Source organism: Zunongwangia profunda SM-A87 (genome assembly GCF_000023465.1).
Lineage (GTDB): Bacteria > Bacteroidota > Bacteroidia > Flavobacteriales > Flavobacteriaceae > Zunongwangia > Zunongwangia profunda.
In genome coordinates this window covers 4,081,100-4,106,635 of the sequence record NC_014041.1, presented here as the reverse complement: position 1 = coordinate 4,106,635, position 25,536 = coordinate 4,081,100, and the positions used below count along the sequence as shown (strand labels likewise).

Genomic DNA, 25,536 nt, shown 5'->3' with positions numbered 1-25,536 from the left:
TTTGTTAAAAATGTTTTTATTGTTGATAATAAATGTGAATAAAATCATAAAGTACGTATATTTCTTTTTGTAATTTTAAAATTTAACACAAAAGGAATGGAGAAAAAATTAATTCTTTTCGCTCTTATGAGCATTATGATAACGACTCCCTTTTTTGCACAAAATCGAATTATTTCTGGAACTGTAAAAGTCTCAGAGGATAATATGCCTTTACCTGGAGTAAATGTTATTATAAAAGGTACCAATAATGGGACCGTTACAGACATGCAAGGTAAATATAGTTTAGAGGTTACGCCAAATGCTATATTGGTATTTTCTGCAATTGGTTTCGTAAGTCAGGAGATTGAAATTAGTGGACAGGAGGAATTAAATGTAAGCTTGGTTCAGGATACCGAAAGTCTTGATGAAGTTGTGGTGACGGCATTAGGAATTTCAAGAGATAAAAAGTCTTTGGGTTATGCCACGCAAGAAGTAGAAGGGGAAGATCTGAATATTACAAATCAGCAAAATGTATTGGGGACATTATCGGGAAGGGTAGCTGGTGTTCAGGTAACCGGTTCCTCGGGGGCAAGTATGGGAGGAACCCACAAAATTAAGATCAGAGGTGTAAATTCTATTAATGGTGGAGATGAACCATTAATTGTTATCGACGGTACACCAATTTCAAACAGTAATTTCTCTGGGAGTTCAGGAGCAGATTATGGGAACCTTGCTCAGGATATAAACCCTAGTGATATAGCATCTGTAAATGTTTTAAAAGGTCCTGCAGCTTCGGCGTTGTATGGTATTAGGGGGCAATACGGTGTGATTATGATTACTACCAAAAAAGGTAAAAAAGGACCAAAAGAAGTTAGGGTGCAGGTAAACTCTTCTTTGATGTTTGAATTTGCAGGTAATTTTCTTCCCAAGCAAAATATGTATGGAGGAGGATCTAGTCAGTCATTTAGAACTTTATCTAATGGCGATCCTTATGTAGACCTTAGCGTAGATGAAAGTTGGGGGCCTAGAATGGATGGTACGCCGGTACGCCAGGTATTTAGTTTTTATCCACAAGATCCTACTTATGGGCAGTTAACGCCATTTGTACCGCACCCAGATAATGTTGAAAATTATTATGAAACGGGAGTGAACTTAAATAATGGAGTAACCGTATCTGGAGGAAATGAAAATTCGACATATCGTTTAAGTCTTAATGATACCCGAATTGAAGGGGTAGAACCCAATACAGAGCTTAATAGGAATAACCTCGGGGTAAATGCAAGTTTGGATTTGGCGGAAAATCTAACAGTTTCTACTACTATTAATTATGCCAGAAATGAAGCGCAGAGACCAGGGCAGGGTTCAGAATACGGAGTAGCATATCTTAACCAGTGGTTTCAAAGAAATCTTGATATGGATAGGTTAAAAGATTATAGGTATGATGATGGTACGATATTGCACTGGAATTTAAGAAGACCGGATTCAGAGACCGGTGAAATCACGAATTTTAATCCTTTATACTGGAATAACCCTTATTTTAATGCCTACGAGAACTTGTCGAACGATAGTAGAGATCGGTTTTTTGGGGATGTAACTTTAAGTTATAATATTTTGCCGGAACTGGAGATAAGAGGAGCGATTCGGTCTGATATGTATACTCAGAATATCGAAAATCGTACTGCATTTGGCGGTACTGGAGTGCCTTCCTACTCTGTTGGAAAATACCAAAATAAAGAATGGAATTATGAGTTACTGGCACAATACAATAAGAAGTTTGGCACTATTTCTATAGATGGAACCCTGGGAGGGAATATATTTAATAGAAATTATTCGTATCTATCGCAGGCAACTGTTGGTGGGCTTTCTGCCCCTGGATTTTATAATATTGATGCTTCTATAGATCGTCCATCTACGACATCGTACAAGTTGGAGAAACAAATACGTAGCCTTTTTGCTATGGTTTCTTTAGGTTATTTGGATACTTATTTTCTGGATGCCTCTATTCGAAATGATAATTCTTCGGCTCTGCCAGAAGATAATAATTCGTACTGGTATCCTTCAATTTCTGGTAGTTTGGTATTTAGTGAGCTAATAAATTTGGATATCCTGTCATTTGGTAAGTTTCGAGCAAGTTATGCCCAGGCTGGATCAGATCTAAGTCCCTATAGAACTACAGTGGCTTATGGAGTAGGAACTGTTTATGATGGGATAAATACGCTATATGTTCCAGATAATTTAAATAATCCAGATATAGAACCTTCATTCTCTCATTCTTATGAAACAGGGTTGGATCTGCGCTTTTTTGGAAATAGACTGGGATTGAACTTTACATATTATAAGCAGCGTAATAAAAATCAGATAATAAGCTTAGATGTCTCTGGAGCTAGCGGTTATGAATCGAGTACTATCAATGCAGGGTTGATAGAAAATGATGGTGTAGAGATCAGCTTATCAGGAAAACCAATTCAGACCAATGATTTTAGCTGGGATGCGATTTTTAATATAAGCCGAAATAAAAGTGAAGTAGTCGAGCTTGCTCCAGGTATCGATGTTTATACTTATGGTGCTACAACCTATTCTAGTGTGACCAGTTATCTGAACTCTTATGAGGGCAAACCTTTTGGGAGTCTTGTAGGGCAGGCTTACCAAAGAGATGAAGCGACTGGCGATATCTTGATCGATGATAATGGGATGCCTTTGTACACTGATGCTACTCATGATTTTGGAACGGTTTTGCCCGATTTTACCGGTGGTTTTCAGAATACTTTTAGATGGAAAAACTTAAGCTTAAATGCAATGATCGATTTTCAGGGAGGCGGACAGTTTTTTAGTCGATCTAAAATGTTAGGGGTAAGGACGGGACAGGATCCTTTAACAGTAGCAATCAATGAAAACGGAATGAATGTTAGAGATGCATTAGAAGATGGAGGAGGAGTGCGAGTAGCTGGTATTTCAGCAGAAACTGGAGAACAAGTAGAAAATTTTGTAGATGCACGTTCTTACTATAGGAATGTGTTAGGTCGAAGGATTTATGAAGAGTGGTTATATGATGCTTCATACATTAAATTAAGCGAATTAAGATTAGGCTATACTTTTGGAGCAAAAATAATGGAGGTGCTTCCTTTTGAGGCTGTAAATGTGGCTTTTATAGCGCGTAACCCTGCAATGATTTGGCAAAATGCGCCAGACGGTATTGATCCCTCGGCAATTTCTACCGGATCACAATCGATTAGTTGGTATGAGTCGGGACAGTTGGCTACCGTTAGATCTTATGGAATCAATCTTAATATTACGTTTTAAGCAAAATAAAAATGATGAAAAAAATATATAGTATTTTATTACTGGCTTTGGTTTTTCAGAGTTGTGATAATTTCGACGAGGATATTAATATAAATCCTAATCTTCCCAGCCAGGCTTCAGGTACCCAGTTAATAGCTAATGCAGAGCTTTATTTGCCTGGCCTATCCTCATCGCCCAGAGGTGAGTTTTTCGCTCAATATCTCGCAGAAACACAGTATGTAGGAACTTCTTTGTATCCACAAGAAAGTACAAGTTTTTATTCTTATTATCAGGGGCCTTTGGAAAATTTACAAACCGTTTTAAATAATCAGGAGAATTTAAGTTCTACGGAAGGGCCAGTGGATAATCAGGTGGCAGTAGCCAAAATTCTTAGAGCTTATTTTTACTGGAATATTACAGATCGTTGGGGTGATGTACCCTATAAAGAAGCTTTGATGGGATCAGAAAATTTTACACCAGTTTATGATACTCAGCAATCAATTTATTTAGATCTCTTTCAAGAACTAAAAGAAGCTACTTCTATGATGATGGCTGGAAAAATCAATAACGATATTGTATACGATGGAAATATGGATAACTGGCGTAAGCTGGCAAATACCATTAGGTTATTTATGGCTTTAAGATTATCTGAAGTGGATCCCGATCTTGGGCAAACCGAATTCACAGAAGCTTTGAGCGATGGAGTAATTTTAGATAATGCTGATAATCTGGTATACAATCATTTGGCAGAAGCAAATAATCAGAATTACTGGTATGGACAGGTAGTGAACCAAAATAGAGAATGGTGGGCGTTAACAGAGAAACTGGTTTCTCATATGTTGCCTTTTGGTGATCCAAGATTAGAAGTGTATGGAAATCCTGCAAGAGCGAATAATAATTTTGTAGGGCTTAGATATGGGGAAGAAGAGGCGATAGGGACAGAAGAATATTCTCTTTTAGGTTCAGCTATTTATGCTCAGGACGCTCCTGTTTATCTTGTCACTGCTGCTCAGGTTTATTTTGCAATTGCTGAAGCCGCTTCACGTGGTTGGGTTGGAGAAAGTGCTGAAGAGAATTATAATATGGCTATAGAGCAGTCATTTTTACAGTGGACGGGAAGTAGTGAAGGTGTAGATTCATTCTTAAGCCAGCCAGAAGTTGCCTTTGACGTGAACAACGCTATAGAAAGTATAGCCAACCAAAGATGGGTCCATTTATACATGCATGGTTACGAATCCTGGTCTGAATGGCGGAGAACAGGATTTCCAACTGGTTTTACGACTCCTAATGGAGCTGAAATCCCATTACGTTTAAGTTACCCTGATAATGAATCTTTCAATAATTCTGATAACTATGAGGAGGCGGTAAATAGGCAGTTTAACGGAGAAGACTTAATTTATGGGCGAGTTTGGTGGGATCAATAGATCAATTATAATTTTTCTGCTGTTTAATATTGTTGTAAAATCAATACTTTTTTCGCAAGAAATTATTGATAAACCAATTCAATTTACAGAAGAGAGAAAGCAATTAAGTTTAGAATATTTAGAGCAACATTATGGTATAGCGCAAAAAGAGCCAATTATTACACCTAGAATGATTGTTTTGCACTGGACGGCCATTCCTTCCTTTAAAAAATCCTTTGATGCGTTTGACGATGTACATCTACCGAACGCGAGAACTGAGATTAAAGATGCAAGTACGTTAAATGTTTCTATTCAATTTTTGATTGATAGAGATGGTCAAATTTATAGATTGATGCCAGAGACCTGGATGGCAAGACATGTTATTGGATTGAATCATGTTGCTATAGGAGTAGAAAATGTAGGAGGTGCAAAAAAGCCTTTAACTAAAGCGCAATTAAAATCGAATATCTGGCTGGTTGAATATTTGAAAGCAAAATATGAAACGATAGAATATCTTATTGGGCATTATGAGTATAAAACTTTTGAAAATTCAAATCTATGGTTAGAAAAGGACGAGAATTATAGGACAAATAAGATAGACCCGGGGGTAAATTTTATGAAGAAAGTTAGGAAGGCAACACAGTATCTTGATCTAAAAGGAGCGATATAGCAGTGATTTAGATTTATCGAAAAGGCATGCATCATAAAGTGAAAGATTACATATCTTTGCAGGCTATGATTACAGAAGAGACACAGGAGCTGGTAGATAGAGGTATTATGCTTCCTTTAATGGAAGAGTTTTATACTATACAAGGAGAAGGATATCATAAAGGTACTGCTGCTTATTTTATAAGAATAGGGGGCTGTGATGTGGGTTGCCATTGGTGCGATGTTAAGGAAAGCTGGAATGCCGGTTTGCATCCACCAACACATGTGGGTGAGATTGTGGAAAATGCATTGAAATACAGTAAGACTATTGTAATAACCGGTGGTGAGCCCTTAACATGGGATATGACTACGCTTACTGATAGTCTTAAAAAGCAAGGCTGCCAAATTCATATAGAAACTTCTGGTGCTTACCCTCTTACAGGGATTTGGGACTGGATTTGTTTATCGCCTAAAAAGATAAAATTACCGGAACCAGAGATTTATCCAGTAGCTAACGAATTAAAAGTAATTATTTTCAATAAGCATGATTTCAAGTTTGCTGAAGAGCAGGCGGCTCAGGTGGGGGAACACTGTATTTTATATTTACAACCAGAATGGAGTAACCGTGAAAAAATGATTCCGCTTATCGTAGATTATGTAATGCGAAACCCAAAGTGGAAAGTGTCCTTACAAACACATAAATATCTTAATATACCTTAAATAAAAGGCGCTCTGTTTAAACAGAGCGCCTTTTTTAATTTATTAGCACTTTTAAAAGAGATGATACTGCCGGCAGAGGCTTGTACCATGTTTTTTGATTAGGTACTATTGCTACTATTTTGCAACTTCAATAGGAACTTTTACATAATATTTATCCCATCCAATAAGTATATTTGCAGTATTGTTACCTTCTTTTTCAAAGGCCATAGAAAGTGCATCGATAGGATTTTGCATTTGTCTAACAGGAACATTGATTCTTACTAAATCCAGTTCGTCACTATATTCGTAAGCTCCCCAGGTAAGTGTTTTCTTGTTAAGAATTATTGTCCATTCTTTTTCGTTAGGAATTGAATATAACGTGTAAGTTCCTGCCTTTACTTTTGCACTAGCAATCATTACATCTTTATAGAAGGTGATTTCAGTAGCTTCGTTTGCTCCTGTTCTCCAAACTTCACCGTAAGGAACCAGTTTTCCAAAAACTTCCCGGTCTCTTCTTTGAGGTCGGCTATAGATTACCCTTGCAACAGGTTCATTATTATCATTGCGATAAAGGGCAATGTCCATAGGACTAACGTCCATCTTGGCAAAGTTAGGTCCTTGTGTTTGGGCTATAAGGCTAGAAGGCAAGCTAAGGCCAAAACCTAAAATAGTCAGTATCAGTAATTTTTTCATAAGACTTTTATCATTTATGTTTTGAGTAAATATAATAGCTGCTGGGAATTAGGCTGTTTATAACCTGTTAAAATTTACAGAAGTTACATTGGTAAACTCAATTTGGGAATTACCAGAAAATATGTTTACGTGATTTTCTAATTGCGTAGATTAAATTTTTAAATGTAATTAAAATGTTCTTTATGGTTTAATAATTGTAAGTAATTGTAGATATTCGTTCCCGAATTTTAAGTTTGTGCTTATAAATTTGTTTGAATCTTAGTTTACTCGATTCGGGATTAAATGCTCCGAGGCGTACTCTAAGTTAGTTTAGTTCAATTCACTGTGAAGTTTTAAAAATATTCAAGTAAACGTGTGGTTTGTTATGCCCGTGACGCCTGGGATTTCCCAATAGTGTCATGGGCTTTTTTTGCACAAATTGTTGATAACTTAAAGGCTTTGTTGTCAGGTAGAGGTATAAAGAAATTAACGTTTTGTTATATTTGTTCGTTATTCATAAAAGAGAAGAACTTAATTGATATAGTATGAGCGAAGAAGCCAAAGAGAAAAAGTATTCGGCGGATAGTATACAGGCGTTAGAAGGGATGGAACATGTTCGCATGCGACCTTCGATGTATATTGGAGATACTGGTGTAAGAGGTTTGCACCATTTGGTGTATGAAGTTGTTGATAACTCAATCGATGAGGCATTGGCAGGGCACTGTGATGCTATAAAAGTTGATATAAACGAAGACAATTCGATAACTGTAGAGGATAATGGTCGAGGTATCCCTATCGATCTACATAAAAAGGAAGGAGTTTCTGCATTAGAAGTTGTAATGACTAAAATTGGTGCAGGAGGAAAATTTGATAAAGATTCTTACAAAGTTTCAGGTGGTCTTCACGGAGTAGGCGTTAGTTGTGTGAATGCATTATCTACACACTTAAAAGCTACAGTTTATAGAGATGGCCAGATTTGGGAGCAGGAATATGAAATAGGGAAACCTATGTACCCGGTAAAACCTGTTGGGGAAACAGAGCTTAGCGGTACTATAGTTACCTTTAAGCCTGATCCCTCAATTTTTCAGCAAACTTTAGAATATAGTTACGAGACTCTGGCGAAACGTATGCGAGAGTTGGCTTTTCTTAATAAAGGGATAAGAATTGTTCTTACCGATAAAAGAGAAAAAGACGAAAAAGGAGAATTTCTTTCAGAAGAATTTCATTCTGAGGAAGGTCTAAAGGAATTTATTCGTTTTCTGGACGGAACAAGAGAACCGATTATTGCTGATGTGATTAGCATGGAAGGTGAAAAGAACGGAATTCCTGTTGAAGTAGCACTGGTTTATAACGACACCTTTAACGAGAACCTTCATTCGTATGTAAACAATATTAATACCCATGAGGGAGGAACACACCTTTCTGGGTTTAGAAGGGGGTTAACTACAACTTTAAAAAAATATGCTGATGCTTCAGGTTTACTTGAAAAGGTGAAATTTGAAGTTACAGGAGATGATTTTAGAGAGGGGTTAACTGCTATTATTTCAGTAAAAGTTGCAGAACCTCAGTTTGAAGGACAAACCAAAACTAAATTAGGTAACCGTGAGGTAACTTCAGCGGTATCTCAGGCAGTTTCAGAAATGCTTGAGAATTATCTCGAAGAGAATCCTAATGATGCCAAAACCATTGTTCAAAAAGTAATTCTTGCTGCTCAGGCACGTAACGCTGCGAAAAAAGCCCGTGAAATGGTGCAACGTAAAACAGCCATGAGTATCGGGGGGTTACCTGGAAAATTATCCGACTGTTCAGAGCAGGATCCTAAAAAGTGTGAAGTGTTTCTTGTAGAGGGGGATTCGGCAGGTGGAACGGCGAAACAGGGCCGTGACCGTAATTTTCAGGCAATTTTACCGCTTAGGGGTAAAATACTGAATGTGGAAAAAGCCATGTCACATCGGGTTTTTGATAATGAAGAGATTAAGAATATCTATACTGCTTTAGGAGTTACAATTGGAACCGAGGAAGATAGTAAGGCGCTTAACCTGTCCAAATTGCGTTATCATAAAATCGTAATTATGTGTGATGCAGATGTTGATGGTAGCCATATCGAAACCTTGATTCTAACCTTCTTCTTTAGATATATGAAAGAGTTGATTGAGCAGGGACATATTTATATCGCAACACCACCACTTTATTTAGTGAAAAAAGGAAGCAAAAAGCGTTACGCATGGAATGAAAAGGAGCGTGATGAAATTGCTGACGAATACAGTGGGGGAATCCAGATTCAACGCTATAAAGGTCTGGGAGAAATGAATGCCGAACAACTTTGGGATACCACTATGGATCCTGAGCGTAGAAAATTACGACAGGTAACAATTGATAATAGTGGAGAAGCAGATCGTATTTTCTCTATGCTAATGGGAGACGAAGTTCCACCACGTAGAGAGTTTATCGAGAAAAATGCCAAATATGCTAATATCGATGCTTAATTGAAATAATATTTTATCACATTGAACAAAGCCCCGGAAAATTTCGGGGCTTTGTTATTTTAAATAAATCCTTTTTTTGGGGCATGAACTCAGAAAAAATAATTTTAGCCTATAGTCTCCAAGTATTTAACTGGTCTTTATTAGTAAAGCATTTTCATAATTCGTATTTTTGGGATAGTATTAATCGATAAATTCATAAAATGAAAGTTACAGTAGTAGGAGCTGGTGCAGTAGGTGCTAGCTGCGCTGAATACGTTGCCATTAAAAACTTCGCTTCAGAAGTTGTTTTATTAGATATTAAAGAAGGATATGCGGAAGGTAAAGCTATGGATCTTATGCAAACTGCTTCTTTAAATAGTTTTGATACTAAAATTACAGGTAGTACAAATGACTACTCTAAAACAGCAGGTAGTGATGTAGCTGTAATTACCAGTGGTATCCCAAGAAAACCAGGTATGACTCGTGAAGAGCTTATCGGGATTAATGCAGGTATTGTAAAAGAAGTTGCAAGTAACCTTATCAAGCATTCGCCAGATGTTACATTAATCGTTGTGAGTAACCCAATGGATACGATGACGTATTTGGTACATAAAACTACCGGGCTTCCAAAAAATAAAATCATCGGAATGGGAGGAGCATTAGATAGTGCTCGTTTTAAATATAGATTGGCAGAGGCCTTAGAAGCTCCAATTTCTGATGTAGATGGGATGGTAATTGGTGGACACAGTGATACCGGTATGGTGCCTCTTACAAGGCTAGCTACTCGTAATAGTGTTCCTGTTTCAGCTTTTCTTTCAGAAGAGCGTTTAAATCAGGTGTCAGAAGACACTAAAGTTGGTGGAGCGACTTTAACCAAACTATTAGGTACAAGCGCTTGGTATGCGCCGGGTGCAGCAGTTTCTGCATTAGTTCAGGCTATTGCTTGCGATCAAAAGAAAATTTTTCCATGTTCAGCCTTCTTAGAAGGAGAGTATGGTTTAAATGATATATCTATAGGAGTGCCTGCTATTATCGGTAAAGATGGATTAGAAAAAATTGTGGAGATTCAGCTGGATGATGCGGAAAAAGCTAAAATTAAAGAGAGTGCAGAAGGTGTTAAAAAGACTAACGGCTTATTAGAGCTGTAATCATATAATGCTTGATGATAAATCAAAAAGCCACAAATTATGTGGCTTTTTTTTATGTTTAAAAGTTAAAATTTTCAAAAAGAATTTATTGGGATTTCATTATTGAAACGCTATATTTGTCCGTTTTTAAAAAAGACCTATATAATTATAATTTGAGGAATAATGCAGAATAAAGGACTTATTAAAGTTTTTGCAATTTTATTTGGTTTAGTGTGTATTTACCAGTTATCGTTTACATACATTACCAATAATGTTGAAAGTGAAGCAGAAGAATTTGCCGCTCAGAAAATTGACGCGAGTGTAGAGAATTATTCGGATTTAAGAGATCAGGCCGAGCAGAAATATCTTGATTCCATTGGGAATAAGGATATTATAGCCGGGATTACTTATAATACTGCAAAGGATAAGGAATTAAATAAAGGTCTTGACCTTAAAGGTGGGATAAACGTTATCCTGCAAATTTCTGTAGAAGATATTATTAGAGGCCTGGCGAATGATTCTAAAGATCCTGCTTTTAATAAAGCACTTACTGAAGCTAGAGAAGAATCAGTAACCAGTCAGGATGATTATATCGATATTTTCTTCGAGAAATTTGATGCTATTCCTGATGCTAAATTAGCGTCTCCAGATATCTTCGCCAATAAAACTTTAAGCGATGATATCACTTATGATATGTCTAATGACCAGGTTAAGCCTATTATTAGAAGAAAGGTAGACGAGTCTATTACTTCTGCGTTCGAAGTTTTACGTAAGCGTATCGATAAATTCGGTGTTACTCAACCAAATATTCAGCGTTTAGGGAATTCAGGAAGAATTCTGGTAGAGCTTCCTGGAGCAAAGGATGTGAATCGTATTCAGAATTTATTACAAAGTACAGCACAATTAGAATTTTGGCATGTATTTAAAAATACTGAGTTCGGTGGTTTCTTAGCGCAGGCAAATCAGGTGTTAAAGAATGTGGTTTCTGAAGAGGAGAAAGCGACCGAGGTTATAGATACAACTAAACAAACCGATAGTGATATTGATGATTTACTTGCGGATGCTGAAGATAGTACTGCCGTACAAACCAATAATCCTTTATTTGATTTAGTAATCGGCCCTGGTGCACAAGGAGGTCCTGTTTTAGCCTACTTTAATGTTCAGGATACGGCAAAGGTAAATAGTTATTTATCAATGCCTCAGGTTAGAAATCTTCTTCCTGCTGAACAACGTTACGCCAGATTTGTATGGGGAGTTCCAGATGACGAAACGAATGCTACGGGATTATACGCATTAAAATCAAATAGAGAAAATCAACCACCATTAAGTGGTAGTGTGATTACCGATGCACAGCAAACTTACGATCAGGTAGGTCGTGTTGCCGTTTCTATGCAAATGGATGGTACCGGAGCTAAGATTTGGGAAGAAATGACGGGCTATGCGTCGAATAATCAAACTCAAATCGCTATTGTTTTAGATAACGTGGTGTATTCTGCTCCTGGTGTTTCTACTGGAGCGATTTCTGGAGGGAGAAGTGAAATTACCGGAGATTTCAGTATTGAAGAAGGAAAAGATTTAGCCAATGTATTAAGGGCGGGTAAACTTCCAGCTTCAGCAGAGATTATTTCAAGTGAAATCGTTGGTCCTTCATTAGGACAGGAAGCTATCGATAGCGGTATGCTGTCATTTGGTATTGCGCTAGTGCTAGTACTTCTCTGGATGATTTTCTATTACGGTAAAGCTGGTCTTTTTGCAGATGTTGCCTTAATTGTAAATATCTTGTTTATCTTCGGAATCCTGGCAGGTCTTGGTGCCGTACTTACATTACCTGGTATTGCTGGTATTGTATTAACTATAGGGATGTCTGTAGATGCAAACGTATTAATCTTTGAAAGGATTAAGGAAGAGCTTGCTAAAGGGAAATCTCAGGCAGAATCTATTAAAGATGGATTTAGTAATGCACTTTCTTCTATTTTAGATGCAAATATTACTACCGGCCTTACAGGTTTTATCCTTTTGATTTTAGGAACTGGACCAATTAAAGGTTTTGCGACTACTTTATTAATAGGTATTGCTACCTCTTTATTTACAGCGATCTTTATTACTCGATTATTTATCGATGGTTACGGTAAAAATGGAAAGTCATTAGAATTTGCTACAGGAATTACCAAGAACCTTTTCAAAGGAATGAATACTGATTTTCTTGGAAAAAGAAAAGTTGCCTATATTATTTCTGGAATATTAATCGTAATAAGTTTAGGATCTTTATTGACCCAGCAATTAAACCTTGGTGTTGATTTTGTTGGGGGGCGTACATACACAGTGAGATTCGATCAGGATGTTAGCCCGACTGAAGTACAAAACATATTGGAAGAACGATTCGGAAATGCTGAAGCGAAAACTTTTGGTCCAAATAATCAGTTAAAGATTACTACAAATTATAAAATTGAGGAAGAAGGTACTGCTATAGATGAAGAAATTCAGGAAGGTCTTTTTGAAAGTCTTCAGCCCTATCTTCCAGGAGATCTTAGTGAAGATGAGTTTATTAATGGTTCTTCAGACAAAACTGTAGGTATTATGGAATCTATGAAAGTAGGGCCTACCATTGCAGAAGATATTAAAGCAGCATCTTTCTGGGCAGTTTTAGGTTCTTTAATTGTAGTTTTCCTTTATATTTTATTAAGATTTAGAAAATGGCAGTTTAGTTTAGGGGCGGTTGTAGCGGTATTCCATGATGTGTTGATCGTTCTTGGAGTATTCTCATTGCTTTATAAGTTTATGCCTTTTAGTTTAGAAATTAACCAGGCGTTTATTGCTGCGATCTTAACTGTAATTGGTTACTCGCTGAATGATACCGTGGTTGTTTTTGACAGGATTAGGGAATACGTTAATGAGCATACCACTTGGAAGTTAGGTAAAACGGTAAATGCTGCTTTAAATAGTACATTAAGCCGTACATTAAATACCTCTTTAACTACTTTAGTGGTGTTACTTGCTATCTTTATATTTGGAGGAGAAAGCATTAGAGGATTTATGTTTGCGCTTATCGTTGGTGTGGTAGTTGGTACTTACTCTTCTATCTTTATTGCAACACCTGTAATGTTTGATAGTGTGAAAAAGAAATCATCTATTCAGGATAAAGAAGAAAAGGTTGAAGAAGAAGCTACGGCTTAATTAATCGAAACTTTTAAATAAAAAAGCCTCGCAGAGTTAATCTGCGAGGCTTTTTTATTGCACTATTTTTTATCTTGTAAGAGCTGTCTAAGTAGCCTTCTTTATTCATCGTAAATATTTTTAGCATACTTTTGGAAGTAATTAAACTCTTAAGGAGAACTGATGAGAAAGAACTTGAAGCTATAAGGGATATTACCAGCCCTTGCAAACCGCTGTGGCAATTGAAGAAAGTTCGCTGGTAGCTATATTTACTATATAGAAATAGAGCCTGCTATAACTATCCTAAATTTTGTATTTTGCTTTTGGCAACTAAAGAGATTAAAGCAATGAAAATAGCGTTTTTTTAGCGTGGTTTCAGGTTGCTAGTATAGACATTTTTTGAGCAACATCATCCAGTCGAAAATTTTGTAACGGGATGGATTACGTAAGACGTATTAAGTGTATTCATGGTTTTATAAAAGCACTTCAGTTAATTTTTAATCATTTTGGGAGAATCACCTCTAAGTCTTAGTGATGTTTTAAAAGTAAATATAGTTCAGGCAAAAAAAACTAGAAATATGGAAATGAGTGCAACTATTATTACCGGTAAATTAAATTAGGCAAAACCAAAGCTTCCCATCTTGATGTTTTTAGTGTTGAAATGATTTTATCTTTTAGTGCATAATACCCAATCGTATCTGCTTAAATTAATTTCCTAAAGACCAATAATTAGAGTCAACCAGCTATTTACGTCTTAATTTAAAGGAAGTGATTAACGACTCAGGTAGATGCTGTCTGTAAATAATTGAAGAAAAGCCTGTTAGGATTGAATTTGAATTCTTGAGAAAGATTGTGTAAATCGTCATGCTACAATTGTAGGACCTAACGAATAGATATCGATATTATAAAGCTCTTGAAAAGTTATGAATTCAGAAACAAAAAGGGTTAAAACACCCGGTTTTAGGACGTTTTAACCCTTATTTTCAGCGTTAAAGCTATGATTTAATACTTTGTAAAAACTTATTGCTGAACGCTAAAGCGATCTCCTGTTTTTAAACCCCAGCGTTCAGATAGACCAGCATTTATTTCTAATATAAACTGGGCGGGTACCTGTGATGGCAAAAGACTTTCATCTAAAGGTTTTGCATCTTTTTGGAAGCTAACTATAGTGCTATCGGAATCAAAAAAGATAAGATCTAATGGTATATAGGTGTTTTTCATATAGAAATTATGTATCGATTCCCTTTGGTAAACAAAAAGCATTCCCTGGGTTTCTTCCATCGATTCACGATACATTAGTCCTGTTGCCCTGGAATAGTCATCATCTGCTATTTCGATATCAAGGGTTTTAATGGTGTCATCTGCCTTATTTATTAGGTATAAATCTGCATCATCCCGAAATTCGATATTTTGAACTTCAATTTCTTTTCCTTCATCATTTTTACAGGAACTACAAAAAAGTATAATCACCGTTAATCCAAAATATAAAAGTTTATTTATCACTATTGCGCTGTGTTTTGTTGTTTTGCCTGCGGGCGATACATAAAATAAAATCCTGCAATAATAAATGGGATGCTAAGCCATTGTCCTGTGTTTAAAAGCCACGTGGCGCGTTCTTCTACCTGAGCTTCTTTTACAAATTCCACAAAGAATCTTACCGTCCAAAGCAGCACTAAAAATAAGCCAAAAATATATCCAACCTTGAATCTTTTATTGGTTTTCCAATAAAGAAAATAGAGTAGAAGAAAGATTAGCAAGTAGCAAAAGCTTTCGTAAAGCTGTGCGGGGTGCCTGGGGAAAGATTCGCCTAGATTTTCAAAAATCACTCCGTAATCGCTATTAGTGGGTTTACCGATGATTTCAGAATTCATAAAATTTCCTATTCTCACGAATATACCACCGCAGGCAACGGGAATAACAATACGATCTAAAATCCATAAAACCGGCTTGTCCAGAACACGCTTACGGTAAAGATACATAGCGGTGATTATCCCTATTGCTGCACCATGACTGGCAAGCCCTCTAAAACCGGTAAATTGAAATTCTGGTTCAAACTTTACTGGTAAGAATATTTCTAATAAATGGTGTTGGAAATAATCCCAATCATAAAATATAACATGACCAAGACGTGCTCCTATGAGCGTAGCAAGTACAGTATAGATAAAAAGAGAGTCTAATTTTTCTAGAGGAATACGTTCCCGGGTATAGATGGCCTTCATGATATACCAGCCTAGACCAAAGGCAATTAGAAACATTAGGCTATAATAGTGTATTGTTAGGATCCCTAAATCTATCCCTTCGGAAGGGCTCCATCTCATGGCGTCAATAAGCATTATTTTGAATTTCGGTTGAGCTGTAAAGATACATATTTGCAAAAACTTCGCCTATAAAATGAAGCTTAATCACTTCTATTGGCTGATATCTTATTTACACTTATACTGAAAAAATGCTAAGGCACAGGATCATAACCGCTACCACCCCAGGGATGACAACTAAATATTCGTTTTAAAGCTAACCATCCACCTTTAAAAAGTCCGTGTTTTTGTAATGCCGCAATCGTGTAATTAGAACAGGTGGGGGTATACCTGCAGGTAGCGGGTGTAAGAGGAGAAATAAAATTCTGGTAGCATTTTACCAAAATAATAAATGGATAAATAAGCATTTTTTTAAGCATAGTTATCCATTTATTGATTGTTTGTTTTTAATTGATGGAAAAAGTGGTTCCGTCTTTACCATCTTTTAGCTGGATCCCCATTTCCTGTAATTGATCTCGAATTTTGTCACTTGTAGCGAAATCACGGTTATTTCTTGCTTCCGCTCTAAGTTTTATAAGAAGCTCTACTGCTCCCGAAAGTTTATCTGAATTATTATCTAAACTTTTCTCGCCGTCGCGTAAGCCTAAAATATCAAATAAGAAATCGTGAAGCACCTGCTTCAACTCTAATTTATCTTCTGCAGATATCTTTAAGCTTTCTTCTTTTATAGCGTTTATCCATTTTACAGCGTCAAATAATTTTGCAATTAATATAGGACTGTTAAAATCATCGTTCATGGCGTCGTAGCAAGATTGCTTCCACTCAGCAAGATTAATGGTGCTAGCAGAAGATTCAGGTAGATCATCTATAGATGCGTAGGCTTCTATTAGCCTGTTGAAGCCTTTTTCACTTGCGCTTAGTGCTTCTTTAGAGAAATCTAAAATACTGCGATAATGTGCCTGTAGCATAAAAAAACGTGCTACGTTAGGAGAAAAAGCTTTACCAATTACTTCATTTTTTCCGCTAAAAAGCTCTTCAGGGAGAATATTGTTGCCGGTGCTTTTAGCCATTTTCTTCCCGTTAAGGGTAAGCATGTTGGCGTGCATCCAGTAGTGAACTGGATCTTTACCGGTAGCAGCTTCGCCCTGGGCAATTTCACATTCGTGATGTGGGAATTTTAAGTCCATTCCCCCGCCATGAATATCAAATTCTTCTCCAAGGTATTTGGTGCTCATTACGGTACATTCTAAATGCCATCCCGGGAAACCATCACTCCATGGTGAGGGCCAGCGCATAATATGTTGTGGTTCTGCTTTTTTCCAAAGTGCAAAATCCTGCGGATTTCTTTTATCACTTTGTGCGGCAAGCTCTCTTGTATTTGCAATCATATCTTCGATTGCCCTACCGCTTAATTTACCATAGTGCTTTTCTTCGTTATATTTTAAAACATCAAAATAAACAGAACCATTAGCTTCGTAAGCAAATCCTCTATCGATAATCGTTTTAATGATTTCTATCTGCTCTACAATATGTCCTGTCGCTGTAGGTTCTATACTAGGGGGAAGATTGTTGAATTTCTCCAGGATATTGTGAAAATCTACGGTGTATTTTTGCACCACTTCCATAGGCTCAATCTGTTCAAGTCTTGCTTTTTTAGCAATTCTGTCTTCTCCGGTTTCGGCATCATTTTCCAAATGGCCGGCGTCGGTAATATTTCGAACATATCTCACTTTATATCCCAGATGCTTTAGGTATCTAAACACCAGGTCGAAAGAAATAAAAGTGCGACAATTTCCTAAATGAACGTTGCTATATACGGTTGGACCGCAAACATACATTCCAACGTAGCTATCGTTTATAGGTTTGAATACTTCTTTCTCTCCAGAAATTGAATTGTAAATTTTTAGCTGTTGTTCTTCGAAAAGCGCCATAAAGAGCGTAGTTTTAAGAAAGCAAGTTAATTAAAATGTAGTATCTAGCTTAATATAGTCCAAAAATTCTCTACGAACTTCTTTTTGTTTAAAAGCACCGCCAAATTCACTGGTTACGGTACTGCTTTCTATATCTCTTATTCCACGGCTATTTACGCAAAGGTGTTTGGCATCAACAACGCATGCTACATCTTCAGTTCCCAACACTTGCTGAAGTTCCTGTACAATTTGCATGGTCATTCGTTCCTGTACCTGTGGTCTTTTGGCGTAATAATCTACTATTCTGTTCATTTTGGATAAACCTACAACGGTACCATTAGAAATATACGCTACATGTGCTTTTCCAACAATTGGTAGAAGGTGATGTTCGCAGGTAGAATAAACTGTAATATTCTTCTCTACAAGCATCTCACCATATTTGTATTTATTGTCAAAAACCGATGCTTTTGGTTTTCTTTTTGGATCCAGCCCAGAGAAAATCTCATTTACAAACATTTTTGCTACACGTTGAGGCGTGCCCTTTAGACTATCGTCGGTAAGATCTAATCCAAGTGTTTGCATAATACGTTCAACATCTTCTCTAATTAGTGCAATCTTATCAGTATCACTAACTTCAAAAGCATCTTTTCTTATAGGTGTTTCTGCACTACTTCCGGCGTGTGCATCACCCATTTCGTCAATTTCATTCAAAACTTTGTCTATTTTCATGCCGTTTTACGCTATAAGTCGTAAAGTATTCATTTAGCTTGCAAAGATACACATTTAATACTTTTAATACTGATTTTCCTGCCTCTTGTCTATTAATGGATTTTTGCATTATATAATTTTATAATTTGCGCGCAATGCGCGCAAACACGTTGAAAACAGGTCTTTTTGTATCCCTTTTTTTGCTGGTTACCACTCTTTTTGCACAAGGTTCCCGTTGTGCAGATATTCGTCCTTTTTGTGCGGGTAATGAAGAGCTTGTTTTTGAAAATTCGAATAGGCTGAATAGCGAGGTGGTGGCCGGGGAAAGCGGTCCGGATTATGGGTGCGTAGAGTTTCCCAGGTATCCTTCCTGGTTTTATTTGCAAATAGAAGATTCGGGAGATTTAGAGTTTTTGATTTCTCAAAGCGAAAATGAAGATGGGAGCGGAGAAGCTTTAGATGTTGATTTCGTAATTTGGGGGCCATTTAACGCTTCAGAGGATTATTGTAACAACGAGTTACTGTCTGAAAAAAATCATGTGGATTGTTCATATTCCGAAGATGCTGTAGAAGTGGCTGCGATCAATAATGCTAAAAAAGGTGAGGTCTATGTTTTTTTGCTAACCAACTACAGTGAACTTCCTGGTTTTATAAATTTGAAGCAAACCAATAATGGTAGCAATGCAGGTTCTACAAATTGTGCTATTCTAAACGGAATTTTGGGAGCAGATAAAGTAGTTTGTGGGGAAAATGAAACTATACTTAATGCAGAGGAACAAGGAGCAATAAGCTATCAGTGGTTTGTCTTTGACGAAAATAACGATGATTTTGTTCAATTAGAGGCTGAAAATAAAGCACAGTTAAAGGTTACCGTAAGTGGTACCTACCGAGTTTTAATCCAGAATGCTGATGGGGATAACACTATAGAAGATAATGTGGAGGTGGCTTTTTATGATCGCCCTGTAATTAAGCAGCCTGTGGAAGCCATATTTGTTTGTGAACAGGATAGCCTTATTGATTTAACCATAAAACAAACTGAACTATTATCACTTAATGCCTCTCCAGAATTTTACAAAGTAGAATATTTTGAGACAGAAGAAGGTGCTCTTAATAACAATAAAATTCCGGATCCTGAAAATTATAGCGTAAGTAGAGAGACAATTTTGGCCCGTATAGTAAATCTTGAATCAGGTTGCATATCAGATATTGCTGCAATTCATTTAGATATTCGGACGCTTCCCGAAGCACCTTTGGAGGAAAACTATAGAATTTGCGTGGATGCTTACGGATTATTTAATGATGAGCTTGTACTGGGAAAAGATTTTGGCAAAAGTTATGAGTATTCCTGGTACAATGGAGAGGAGTTAATATCTTCGGAATACGATTTATATTTATATGAAGAGTCTGCTAATCCCAATTACACGTTGGTGTTGACTGAAAAATTTACAGGTTGTGAAGTTCGTTTTTCCACTACTGTTAGTTACGTGTCTGAACCGAATTCGGTAAAAGTAGACATTTTAAAGGGTGATTTTGAAAATAGCTGGACTGTAGAAATTAATGCGTCACGCAATATTGGGCATTCCTCGGAATTTGAGTACAGCCTGGATAATGGGGCCTATACATCCGATCCTGTTTTTCGTAATATCCAGCGAGGAGTTCATGAATTACAAATTCGGGAAGCAGGCGGTTGTGGAGGAGTTGTTGTAAAAGAGTTTACAGTTGTAGGCTATGATTTTTTCTTTACTCCTAATGGAGATGGTTATAACGATCGTTGGTCAGTAACGCAGGATGCGGATTATAAGGTGCTTAAGATTAGGGTTTTTGATCGTAATGGTGTTTTTTTAAAGAATATAGACCCGGATGGAGAAGGTTGGGATGGGCTTGTGAATGGTAAACTTTTGCCTGAAGATGATTATTGGTTCAATTTGGAATATGTGAACTTTAAAACAAGTAGTAGGCACAATTTTAGTGCTCATTTTAGTTTAATAAAATAAAAAAGCCTAATGAATTGAAATTTTTCAGTTATTAGGCTTTTCTGTAAATCGCGAGATTTACTCGATAAATCGAGATTTTTAATTCCTTATTAAGGCTATGATTTTCTTAGATTTTTACCAATCGTAGAAAAATATTATTTGCTGTTTAATGTTATGGTTAAAAACTATCTGGCTGCTATTATAATCCAAAGCTTAGCGAAAACACGAGGCTAGAAAATTCCCTGTCGATAGCCGCAGTATTTGTTAAACCAACCTGATAAAGGGACCTGCTCTCAGAATACTGGGTGTTAGTATAAGCTGCGTCGATTTTAAAGGCACCAAAACTATAACCAATTCCTGCAGAGTATCCATCTAAATCGCTCATAGTAACCCCGTCTTTGTATGGACTTTCCTCGTAACGGTACCCTCCCCTTAAGCTCCAGTTATCAATTCTGTACTCTCCTCCAACCTTAATGCTGGATGCTCCTTTTAAGTTTTCAGCGATAATATTGTTTTGTATGATGAAATCTGCATCATCAGTAGGCTGAAATTCAGTGTTTCCGTAATCTTTATAGCTGTAATCCAGGCTAATTAAGCCTTGTCCACCAAGCACAAGTGCAGCACTTCCGGTTATTTTCCCAGGGGTTCTAAGTTTGTATTCAGGATAAACATTAATAACATCTGGATTTACAATAACGCTTTCATCGTATACATCACTATACGTTCTTAAAGATTGAGAAGCCTCTTCTCTAATATTGTACCAGGTTGGGGTGTCGTAAGTAGCTCCTATTCTAAACTGATCGGTGATCTTATAAATTCCACCAATCTGAGCAGAAAAGCCATCCCCATCAGTACTTAGTGAATTTACAAATGAAATTTCATTTGTTTCACTACCTGTATTTGCGTTGCTTTCAAAATATCTGGTAGTACGGTCATAATTAATGAAATGGCTATTTAAGTTAATCCCCAGGTATAATTTTTTTTGAAATTCAGCAGCGAAGTTAAAAGAGATTTTACCGTTAAGCCCTGTAGAAATATAATTATAACTATTTTGAAATTGTCCGGGAGATAGTGACGAGTAGTATTTAGTATTTTCAATATCATCACTTTCTGGATTAATGATAAATCCCTGATATCCTAAGAGTGCTTGTTGAGCGCCATATCCTTCGTTTTCTCCAAGATAGGCATAAAGGTCGTCGATGCTTTCATCATCATATGGGATTAGAAGATCTAGAGAAACCCCTTGGGCATAACTTACAAAATATTGATCAATTGAATTATTACTTAATCCTGCAGCTTTAAAGGAATCATCAAAATTATTTTCTTCAGCATAATTAACACCAAAACTAAATTTAGTAAACTCGCTATCACCATTAGAGTTAAATATTAATGCTATACCGGCCTGATTTAAATTAAAATCACTGTGCTCTGCATTATTAATACCAGAGAAGTAAGTAGTAGTATTTTCTTTGGATATATCACTAAAGGTTAATGTTGCTGCACTATTTATAAATACTGCTGAGCTGGCAGGATTAATACTAATGGCTGAAATATCGCCGCCAAGGGCACCAAAGGCACCACTCATAGCCTGAAACCTGGCCGTACCCTTTAGATCGGTATGAGAATACCTGAAGGCATCGGTTATATCCTGAGCTTTCAAATCACAGAATGTAATGATTGCCAGTAAAGTGAAAGTTAAAATCTTTTTCATAATTAGGTGTTATATTCAATTTTAGGCAATAAAATACCTTACAGTGTTTCGCTGTAAGGTATTTATATATAAGTTTATTCTAGCCTCTTCCTCCTCGGCCACCGCGGGAACTGCCTCCTCCAGATGATCTACTGCCTCCGGATGATCTGCTACTTCCAGAAGAACTTCTTCCTACAGAGCCAGAACTTCTTGAAGGAGAAGATGTTCTAACAGAAGATCGCGTTGGTGTTGTCGATCTCGATCTGCTGGGCTGATAAGTAGAATTATCTGAAGATCTGCCTATGGATGATCTGGAACCGGAGTTGTTACTTCTGCTATAAGTAGTTGAACTTCTCCTGTTAGATCGTGAGTAAACATTAGTATTTTCTCTATCGGTAACACGATTTCGTGTAGATGTAGATCGGCTGCTTCTCGAATTACTATCTATATTTCTTATATCTCTAATTCTTCTGGAATATGAAGAGTTACTTCTTGCTCTTGTAGTAGCGTCATTTCTACGGCTGGATACATTAGAATAAGAACTTCTGGAATTACGTCGAGAATTGGTGTAGGAATATGTTGGCTGATAATAATTATGGTAATTATTAGCATAATAACCACCGTAATAACCACGGTTCCATCTTCCGTAATACCATGGGGAAAATCCACCCCAGCCATAGCCATAAGCCCATCCAGCACCGTAGAGGGGAGCGCCCCAGCCTATACCCCAGCTACCCCAGTATGGGTTTGCAAAATAAGGATCATAGAAACCGTTCCAGCCGCCCCAGCCAAAGCCGCCCCATCCGTATCCCATTGCAAAGTATGGGTTGTAAAATCCTCTACCCCATGCGCCTCCGTAGTTGTAGATGTTTATGGTAGTGTCGTCTGGATCACCCTGACCCCAAGGAGCGTAGGAGCCGTTGTAGGCCATTGTTCCTTCTTCGTTATACATTTCTTCATCTTCAGGATATCCCGAATTAGAGGAGTAAGAATCAATATCTGTAAATACTACATCTTGCTGCATCGCGTTTTCTAACATTGCAGACTGCTGTGCGAACGCATTTTTGTAGTAAGAGTTAGCTTCTTTAAGTTTTTCCTCTCGCTGCTCATTAGCATTTTGAGGTCTCTCATAACCGGTACGTGGACGATCTACAGTTCTGGAAGATTCACCATAGATACCATCGTTGTACCCTGAATATTGGTAAGAACCACATGATGCTAATAATAGCAATAACACAGGTGTTATTAAAAATGAAGTTCTGTGAAGTAAATTATCATTGCGTATCATTAGCTTGTTTTTTAATTGTTGAACATTACAAATTTAGTTAGTTTTGCGCTAACAAAATAAGTCTATATTGTGTTTCTTTAAAATACAATATTTATGCCAAAAAACAATAATGGGTAAGAATTTAACTAGCAGAGAACAAGACTATTCTAAATGGTACAACGAGCTTGTCGTAAAAGCCGATCTTGCTGAGAATTCAGCAGTTAGAGGGTGTATGGTTATCAAGCCTTATGGTTACGCCATATGGGAAAAGATGCAGGCCGAATTAGATAGAATGTTTAAAGAAACCGGGCATCAAAATGCCTATTTTCCGCTGTTTGTGCCTAAAAGCCTTTTTGAAGCTGAAGAGAAAAATGCAGAAGGTTTTGCAAAAGAATGTGCGGTAGTAACCCATTACCGACTAAAAACCGATGAGGAAAATAAGGGAAAACTTATTGTGGACCCTGCAGCAAAATTAGAGGAAGAGCTGGTGGTAAGACCCACCTCTGAAGCAGTTATTTGGAATACTTATAAAAACTGGATACAATCGTACAGGGATTTGCCAATTCTTATTAATCAATGGGCAAACGTAGTACGTTGGGAAATGAGAACAAGATTGTTTCTTAGAACCTCTGAGTTTTTATGGCAAGAAGGCCATACTGCCCATGCAACCAGACAGGAAGCCTTGGCTGAAACCATGCAGATGAATGATATTTATGCCGAATTTGTAGAGAATTTTATGGCTACACCGGTTATAAAAGGGGCGAAAACGGAGAATGAACGTTTTGCGGGGGCAGAAGAAACCTATTGTATTGAGGCTTTAATGCAAGATGGTAAAGCTTTACAAGCGGGAACTTCTCATTTTTTAGGTCAGAATTTTGCAAAAGCTTTTGATGTAAAGTTTGCAACCAAAGAAGGAGGCTTAGAGCATGTTTGGGCAACGTCATGGGGTGTTTCCACTCGCTTAATGGGAGCGCTTGTAATGACGCATAGCGATGATAAAGGTTTGGTGTTGCCTCCAAAATTAGCGCCAATTCAAGTAGTGATCGTTCCTATATATAAGAGCGAAGAGCAATTAGACCAAATTTCTGATGTAGCTAACGGCTTGGTAAAAGATTTAAGGGCTAAGGGTATTTCAGTAAAATTTGATAATAGGGATACGCACAAACCTGGATGGAAGTTTGCCCAGTATGAGCTGCAAGGTGTGCCGGTTCGATTAGCTATTGGTCCAAAAGATATCGAAAAGGGAACGGTAGAACTTGCCAGAAGGGATACGCTTACCAAAGAGTTTGTTGAAATGGATGGCGTAGTAGAAAAAGTAGTGGCTTTAATGGAGGAAATCCAGGAAACTTTATATCATAAAGCCAAGAACTTTAGAGATGAGCATATTACTAAAGTAGATAGTTTTGATGAGTTTAAAGCCATTTTAAAGAAAAAGGGAGGTTTTATATCGGCGCATTGGGACGGTACGTCAGAAACCGAAAATAGAATTAAAGAATTAACTAAAGCTACTATTAGATGTGTTCCATTTGATCGTAAAGAAGAGGAGGGAATCTGTGTTTTAACAGGTAAACCATCTAGCGGTAGAGTGCTATTTGCGAAGGCGTATTAATTTTTTTCAATTTTTTTTCGTGAACTCTTGTGGCATTCAAAAATAGTTGTATTTTTGCATCCGCAATTGAAACAAAAAATTGTTGGTCCGTTCGTCTAGGGGTTAGGACGCCAGGTTTTCATCCTGGTAACAGGGGTTCGATTCCCCTACGGACTACTAAAAACACAAGTAGTTTGTGTTGTCGAGAAGCCTTAATTGGCATGAAATTTTAATAATATTTGGTCCGTTCGTCTAGGGGTTAGGACGCCAGGTTTTCATCCTGGTAACAGGGGTTCGATTCCCCTACGGACTACTTTTAAAGAATTAATTAAATTATCTGTAATGGCAAATCATAAGTCAGCGTTAAAGAGAATCCGTAGCAACGAGGCTAAAAGGCTTAGAAATCGCTATCAACATAAAACAACAAGAAACGCTATTAAAAAATTGCGTGACACTGAAGATAAGAAAGAGGCAGAGACTCTTTATCCTTCTGTAGTTTCTATGATTGATAAGTTGGCTAAAAAGAACATTATACACACCAATAAGGCTTCTAACTTAAAGTCTAAGCTCGCTAAGCACGTAGCTGCACTTTAATTTAGAGTTTATAAGTGTTCAATTTATAGAGGAATGCTCTCTACTTTAGGGAGCATTTTTTTATTGTTCGGCTTTTAGTAAAAAATAAAGCTCCTTCATGTAGATTGAAGGAGCTTTTCATATTTC

General features: G+C 37.1%; 18 protein-coding genes and 2 tRNA genes. 12 read left to right on the top strand and 8 right to left on the bottom strand.

What is annotated here, in order from left to right; translation table 11 throughout:
* Positions 1–96 precede the first annotated feature (96 nt).
* The 4 genes from ZPR_RS17965 to ZPR_RS17950 all read left to right on the top strand — a co-directional run bounded on the left by ZPR_RS17965 (position 97) and on the right by ZPR_RS17950 (position 6,029).
* Positions 97–3,279, top strand: coding sequence for a SusC/RagA family TonB-linked outer membrane protein (locus ZPR_RS17965; RefSeq protein WP_013073188.1), 3,183 nt, complete (start codon positions 97–99; stop codon positions 3,277–3,279).
* Between the two features lie 11 nt (positions 3,280–3,290).
* The gene (locus tag ZPR_RS17960; protein WP_013073187.1) at positions 3,291–4,682 is read left to right on the top strand and encodes a SusD/RagB family nutrient-binding outer membrane lipoprotein; all 1,392 of its coding nucleotides are present in this window, start codon (positions 3,291–3,293) and stop codon (positions 4,680–4,682) included.
* Positions 4,657–5,331: a peptidoglycan recognition protein family protein gene (locus ZPR_RS17955; protein ID WP_013073186.1), complete on the top strand. Its 675-nt coding sequence runs from the start codon at positions 4,657–4,659 to the stop codon at positions 5,329–5,331. Before ZPR_RS17960 ends, ZPR_RS17955 begins: the two co-directional genes overlap by 26 nt.
* Positions 5,332–5,396: 65 nt before the next feature.
* On the top strand, positions 5,397–6,029 hold the full coding sequence (locus tag ZPR_RS17950; protein WP_041580103.1) for a 7-carboxy-7-deazaguanine synthase QueE: 633 nt from the start codon (positions 5,397–5,399) through the stop codon (positions 6,027–6,029).
* 114 nt (positions 6,030–6,143) lie between these two features.
* Here the strand turns inward: ZPR_RS17950 and ZPR_RS17945 are convergent, their stop codons facing one another.
* A complete protein-coding gene (locus ZPR_RS17945; protein ID WP_013073184.1) occupies positions 6,144–6,701 on the bottom strand; it encodes a DUF2911 domain-containing protein in 558 nt (185 codons plus the stop codon).
* 524 nt (positions 6,702–7,225) lie between these two features.
* On the opposite strand from ZPR_RS17945, the gene gyrB reads away from it, so the two are divergent.
* The 3 genes from gyrB to secDF all read left to right on the top strand — a co-directional run bounded on the left by gyrB (position 7,226) and on the right by secDF (position 13,446).
* Positions 7,226–9,166 carry a DNA topoisomerase (ATP-hydrolyzing) subunit B gene (gene gyrB, locus ZPR_RS17940; protein ID WP_013073183.1) on the top strand — a complete coding sequence of 647 codons (1,941 nt, stop codon included), beginning with the start codon at positions 7,226–7,228 and terminating at the stop codon, positions 9,164–9,166.
* A gap of 200 nt (positions 9,167–9,366) precedes the next feature.
* A complete protein-coding gene (gene mdh, locus ZPR_RS17935) occupies positions 9,367–10,293 on the top strand; it encodes a malate dehydrogenase (RefSeq protein ID WP_013073182.1) in 927 nt (308 codons plus the stop codon).
* Between the two features lie 162 nt (positions 10,294–10,455).
* Entirely contained in the window at positions 10,456–13,446 is a 2,991-nt protein-coding gene (secDF, locus tag ZPR_RS17930) for a protein translocase subunit SecDF (RefSeq protein WP_013073181.1), read from the top strand.
* A 999-nt stretch (positions 13,447–14,445) separates the two neighbouring features.
* On the opposite strand, the gene ZPR_RS17925 is transcribed toward secDF, so the two are convergent.
* From ZPR_RS17925 to folE, 5 genes are all read right to left on the bottom strand, one after another.
* A complete protein-coding gene (locus tag ZPR_RS17925) occupies positions 14,446–14,928 on the bottom strand; it encodes a DUF192 domain-containing protein (protein WP_013073179.1) in 483 nt (160 codons plus the stop codon).
* Entirely contained in the window at positions 14,928–15,758 is an 831-nt protein-coding gene (lgt, locus tag ZPR_RS17920) for a prolipoprotein diacylglyceryl transferase (RefSeq protein ID WP_041579069.1), read from the bottom strand. Before lgt ends, ZPR_RS17925 begins: the two co-directional genes overlap by 1 nt.
* A 116-nt stretch (positions 15,759–15,874) precedes the next feature.
* Positions 15,875–16,099, bottom strand: coding sequence for a membrane protein insertion efficiency factor YidD (gene yidD, locus ZPR_RS17915; RefSeq protein WP_013073177.1), 225 nt, complete (start codon positions 16,097–16,099; stop codon positions 15,875–15,877).
* A 27-nt stretch (positions 16,100–16,126) separates the two neighbouring features.
* Positions 16,127–17,611, bottom strand: coding sequence for a cysteine--tRNA ligase (gene cysS / locus ZPR_RS17910; protein WP_013073176.1), 1,485 nt, complete (start codon positions 17,609–17,611; stop codon positions 16,127–16,129).
* Between the two features lie 30 nt (positions 17,612–17,641).
* Positions 17,642–18,319 (bottom strand): GTP cyclohydrolase I FolE, encoded by a 678-nt coding sequence (gene folE / locus ZPR_RS17905; protein WP_013073175.1) that lies wholly within the window; start codon positions 18,317–18,319, stop codon positions 17,642–17,644.
* Positions 18,320–18,453: 134 nt separating this feature from the next.
* Here folE and ZPR_RS17900 point away from each other — a divergent pair, with 134 nt between their 5' ends.
* Positions 18,454–20,292, top strand: coding sequence for a T9SS type B sorting domain-containing protein (locus ZPR_RS17900; protein WP_041579067.1), 1,839 nt, complete (start codon positions 18,454–18,456; stop codon positions 20,290–20,292).
* Between the two features lie 178 nt (positions 20,293–20,470).
* Here the strand turns inward: ZPR_RS17900 and ZPR_RS17895 are convergent, their stop codons facing one another.
* Together ZPR_RS17895 and ZPR_RS22690 are read right to left on the bottom strand one after the other, a co-directional pair.
* Positions 20,471–21,982 carry an OmpP1/FadL family transporter gene (locus tag ZPR_RS17895; RefSeq protein ID WP_013073173.1) on the bottom strand — a complete coding sequence of 504 codons (1,512 nt, stop codon included), beginning with the start codon at positions 21,980–21,982 and terminating at the stop codon, positions 20,471–20,473.
* Positions 21,983–22,061: 79 nt separating this feature from the next.
* Complete coding sequence (locus tag ZPR_RS22690; protein WP_013073172.1) at positions 22,062–23,249, bottom strand: hypothetical protein; 1,188 nt, start codon at positions 23,247–23,249, stop codon at positions 22,062–22,064.
* Between the two features lie 109 nt (positions 23,250–23,358).
* On the opposite strand from ZPR_RS22690, the gene proS reads away from it, so the two are divergent.
* From proS to rpsT, 4 genes are all read left to right on the top strand, one after another.
* Complete coding sequence (gene proS / locus ZPR_RS17885) at positions 23,359–24,837, top strand: proline--tRNA ligase (RefSeq protein ID WP_013073171.1); 1,479 nt, start codon at positions 23,359–23,361, stop codon at positions 24,835–24,837.
* Positions 24,838–24,921: 84 nt separating this feature from the next.
* Positions 24,922–24,993: transfer RNA gene (locus ZPR_RS17880), tRNA-Glu, on the top strand.
* A gap of 64 nt (positions 24,994–25,057) precedes the next feature.
* Positions 25,058–25,129 (top strand) — tRNA-Glu (locus tag ZPR_RS17875).
* Between the two features lie 29 nt (positions 25,130–25,158).
* Positions 25,159–25,410: a 30S ribosomal protein S20 gene (rpsT, locus tag ZPR_RS17870; RefSeq protein ID WP_041580101.1), complete on the top strand. Its 252-nt coding sequence runs from the start codon at positions 25,159–25,161 to the stop codon at positions 25,408–25,410.
* Positions 25,411–25,536 lie beyond the last annotated feature (126 nt).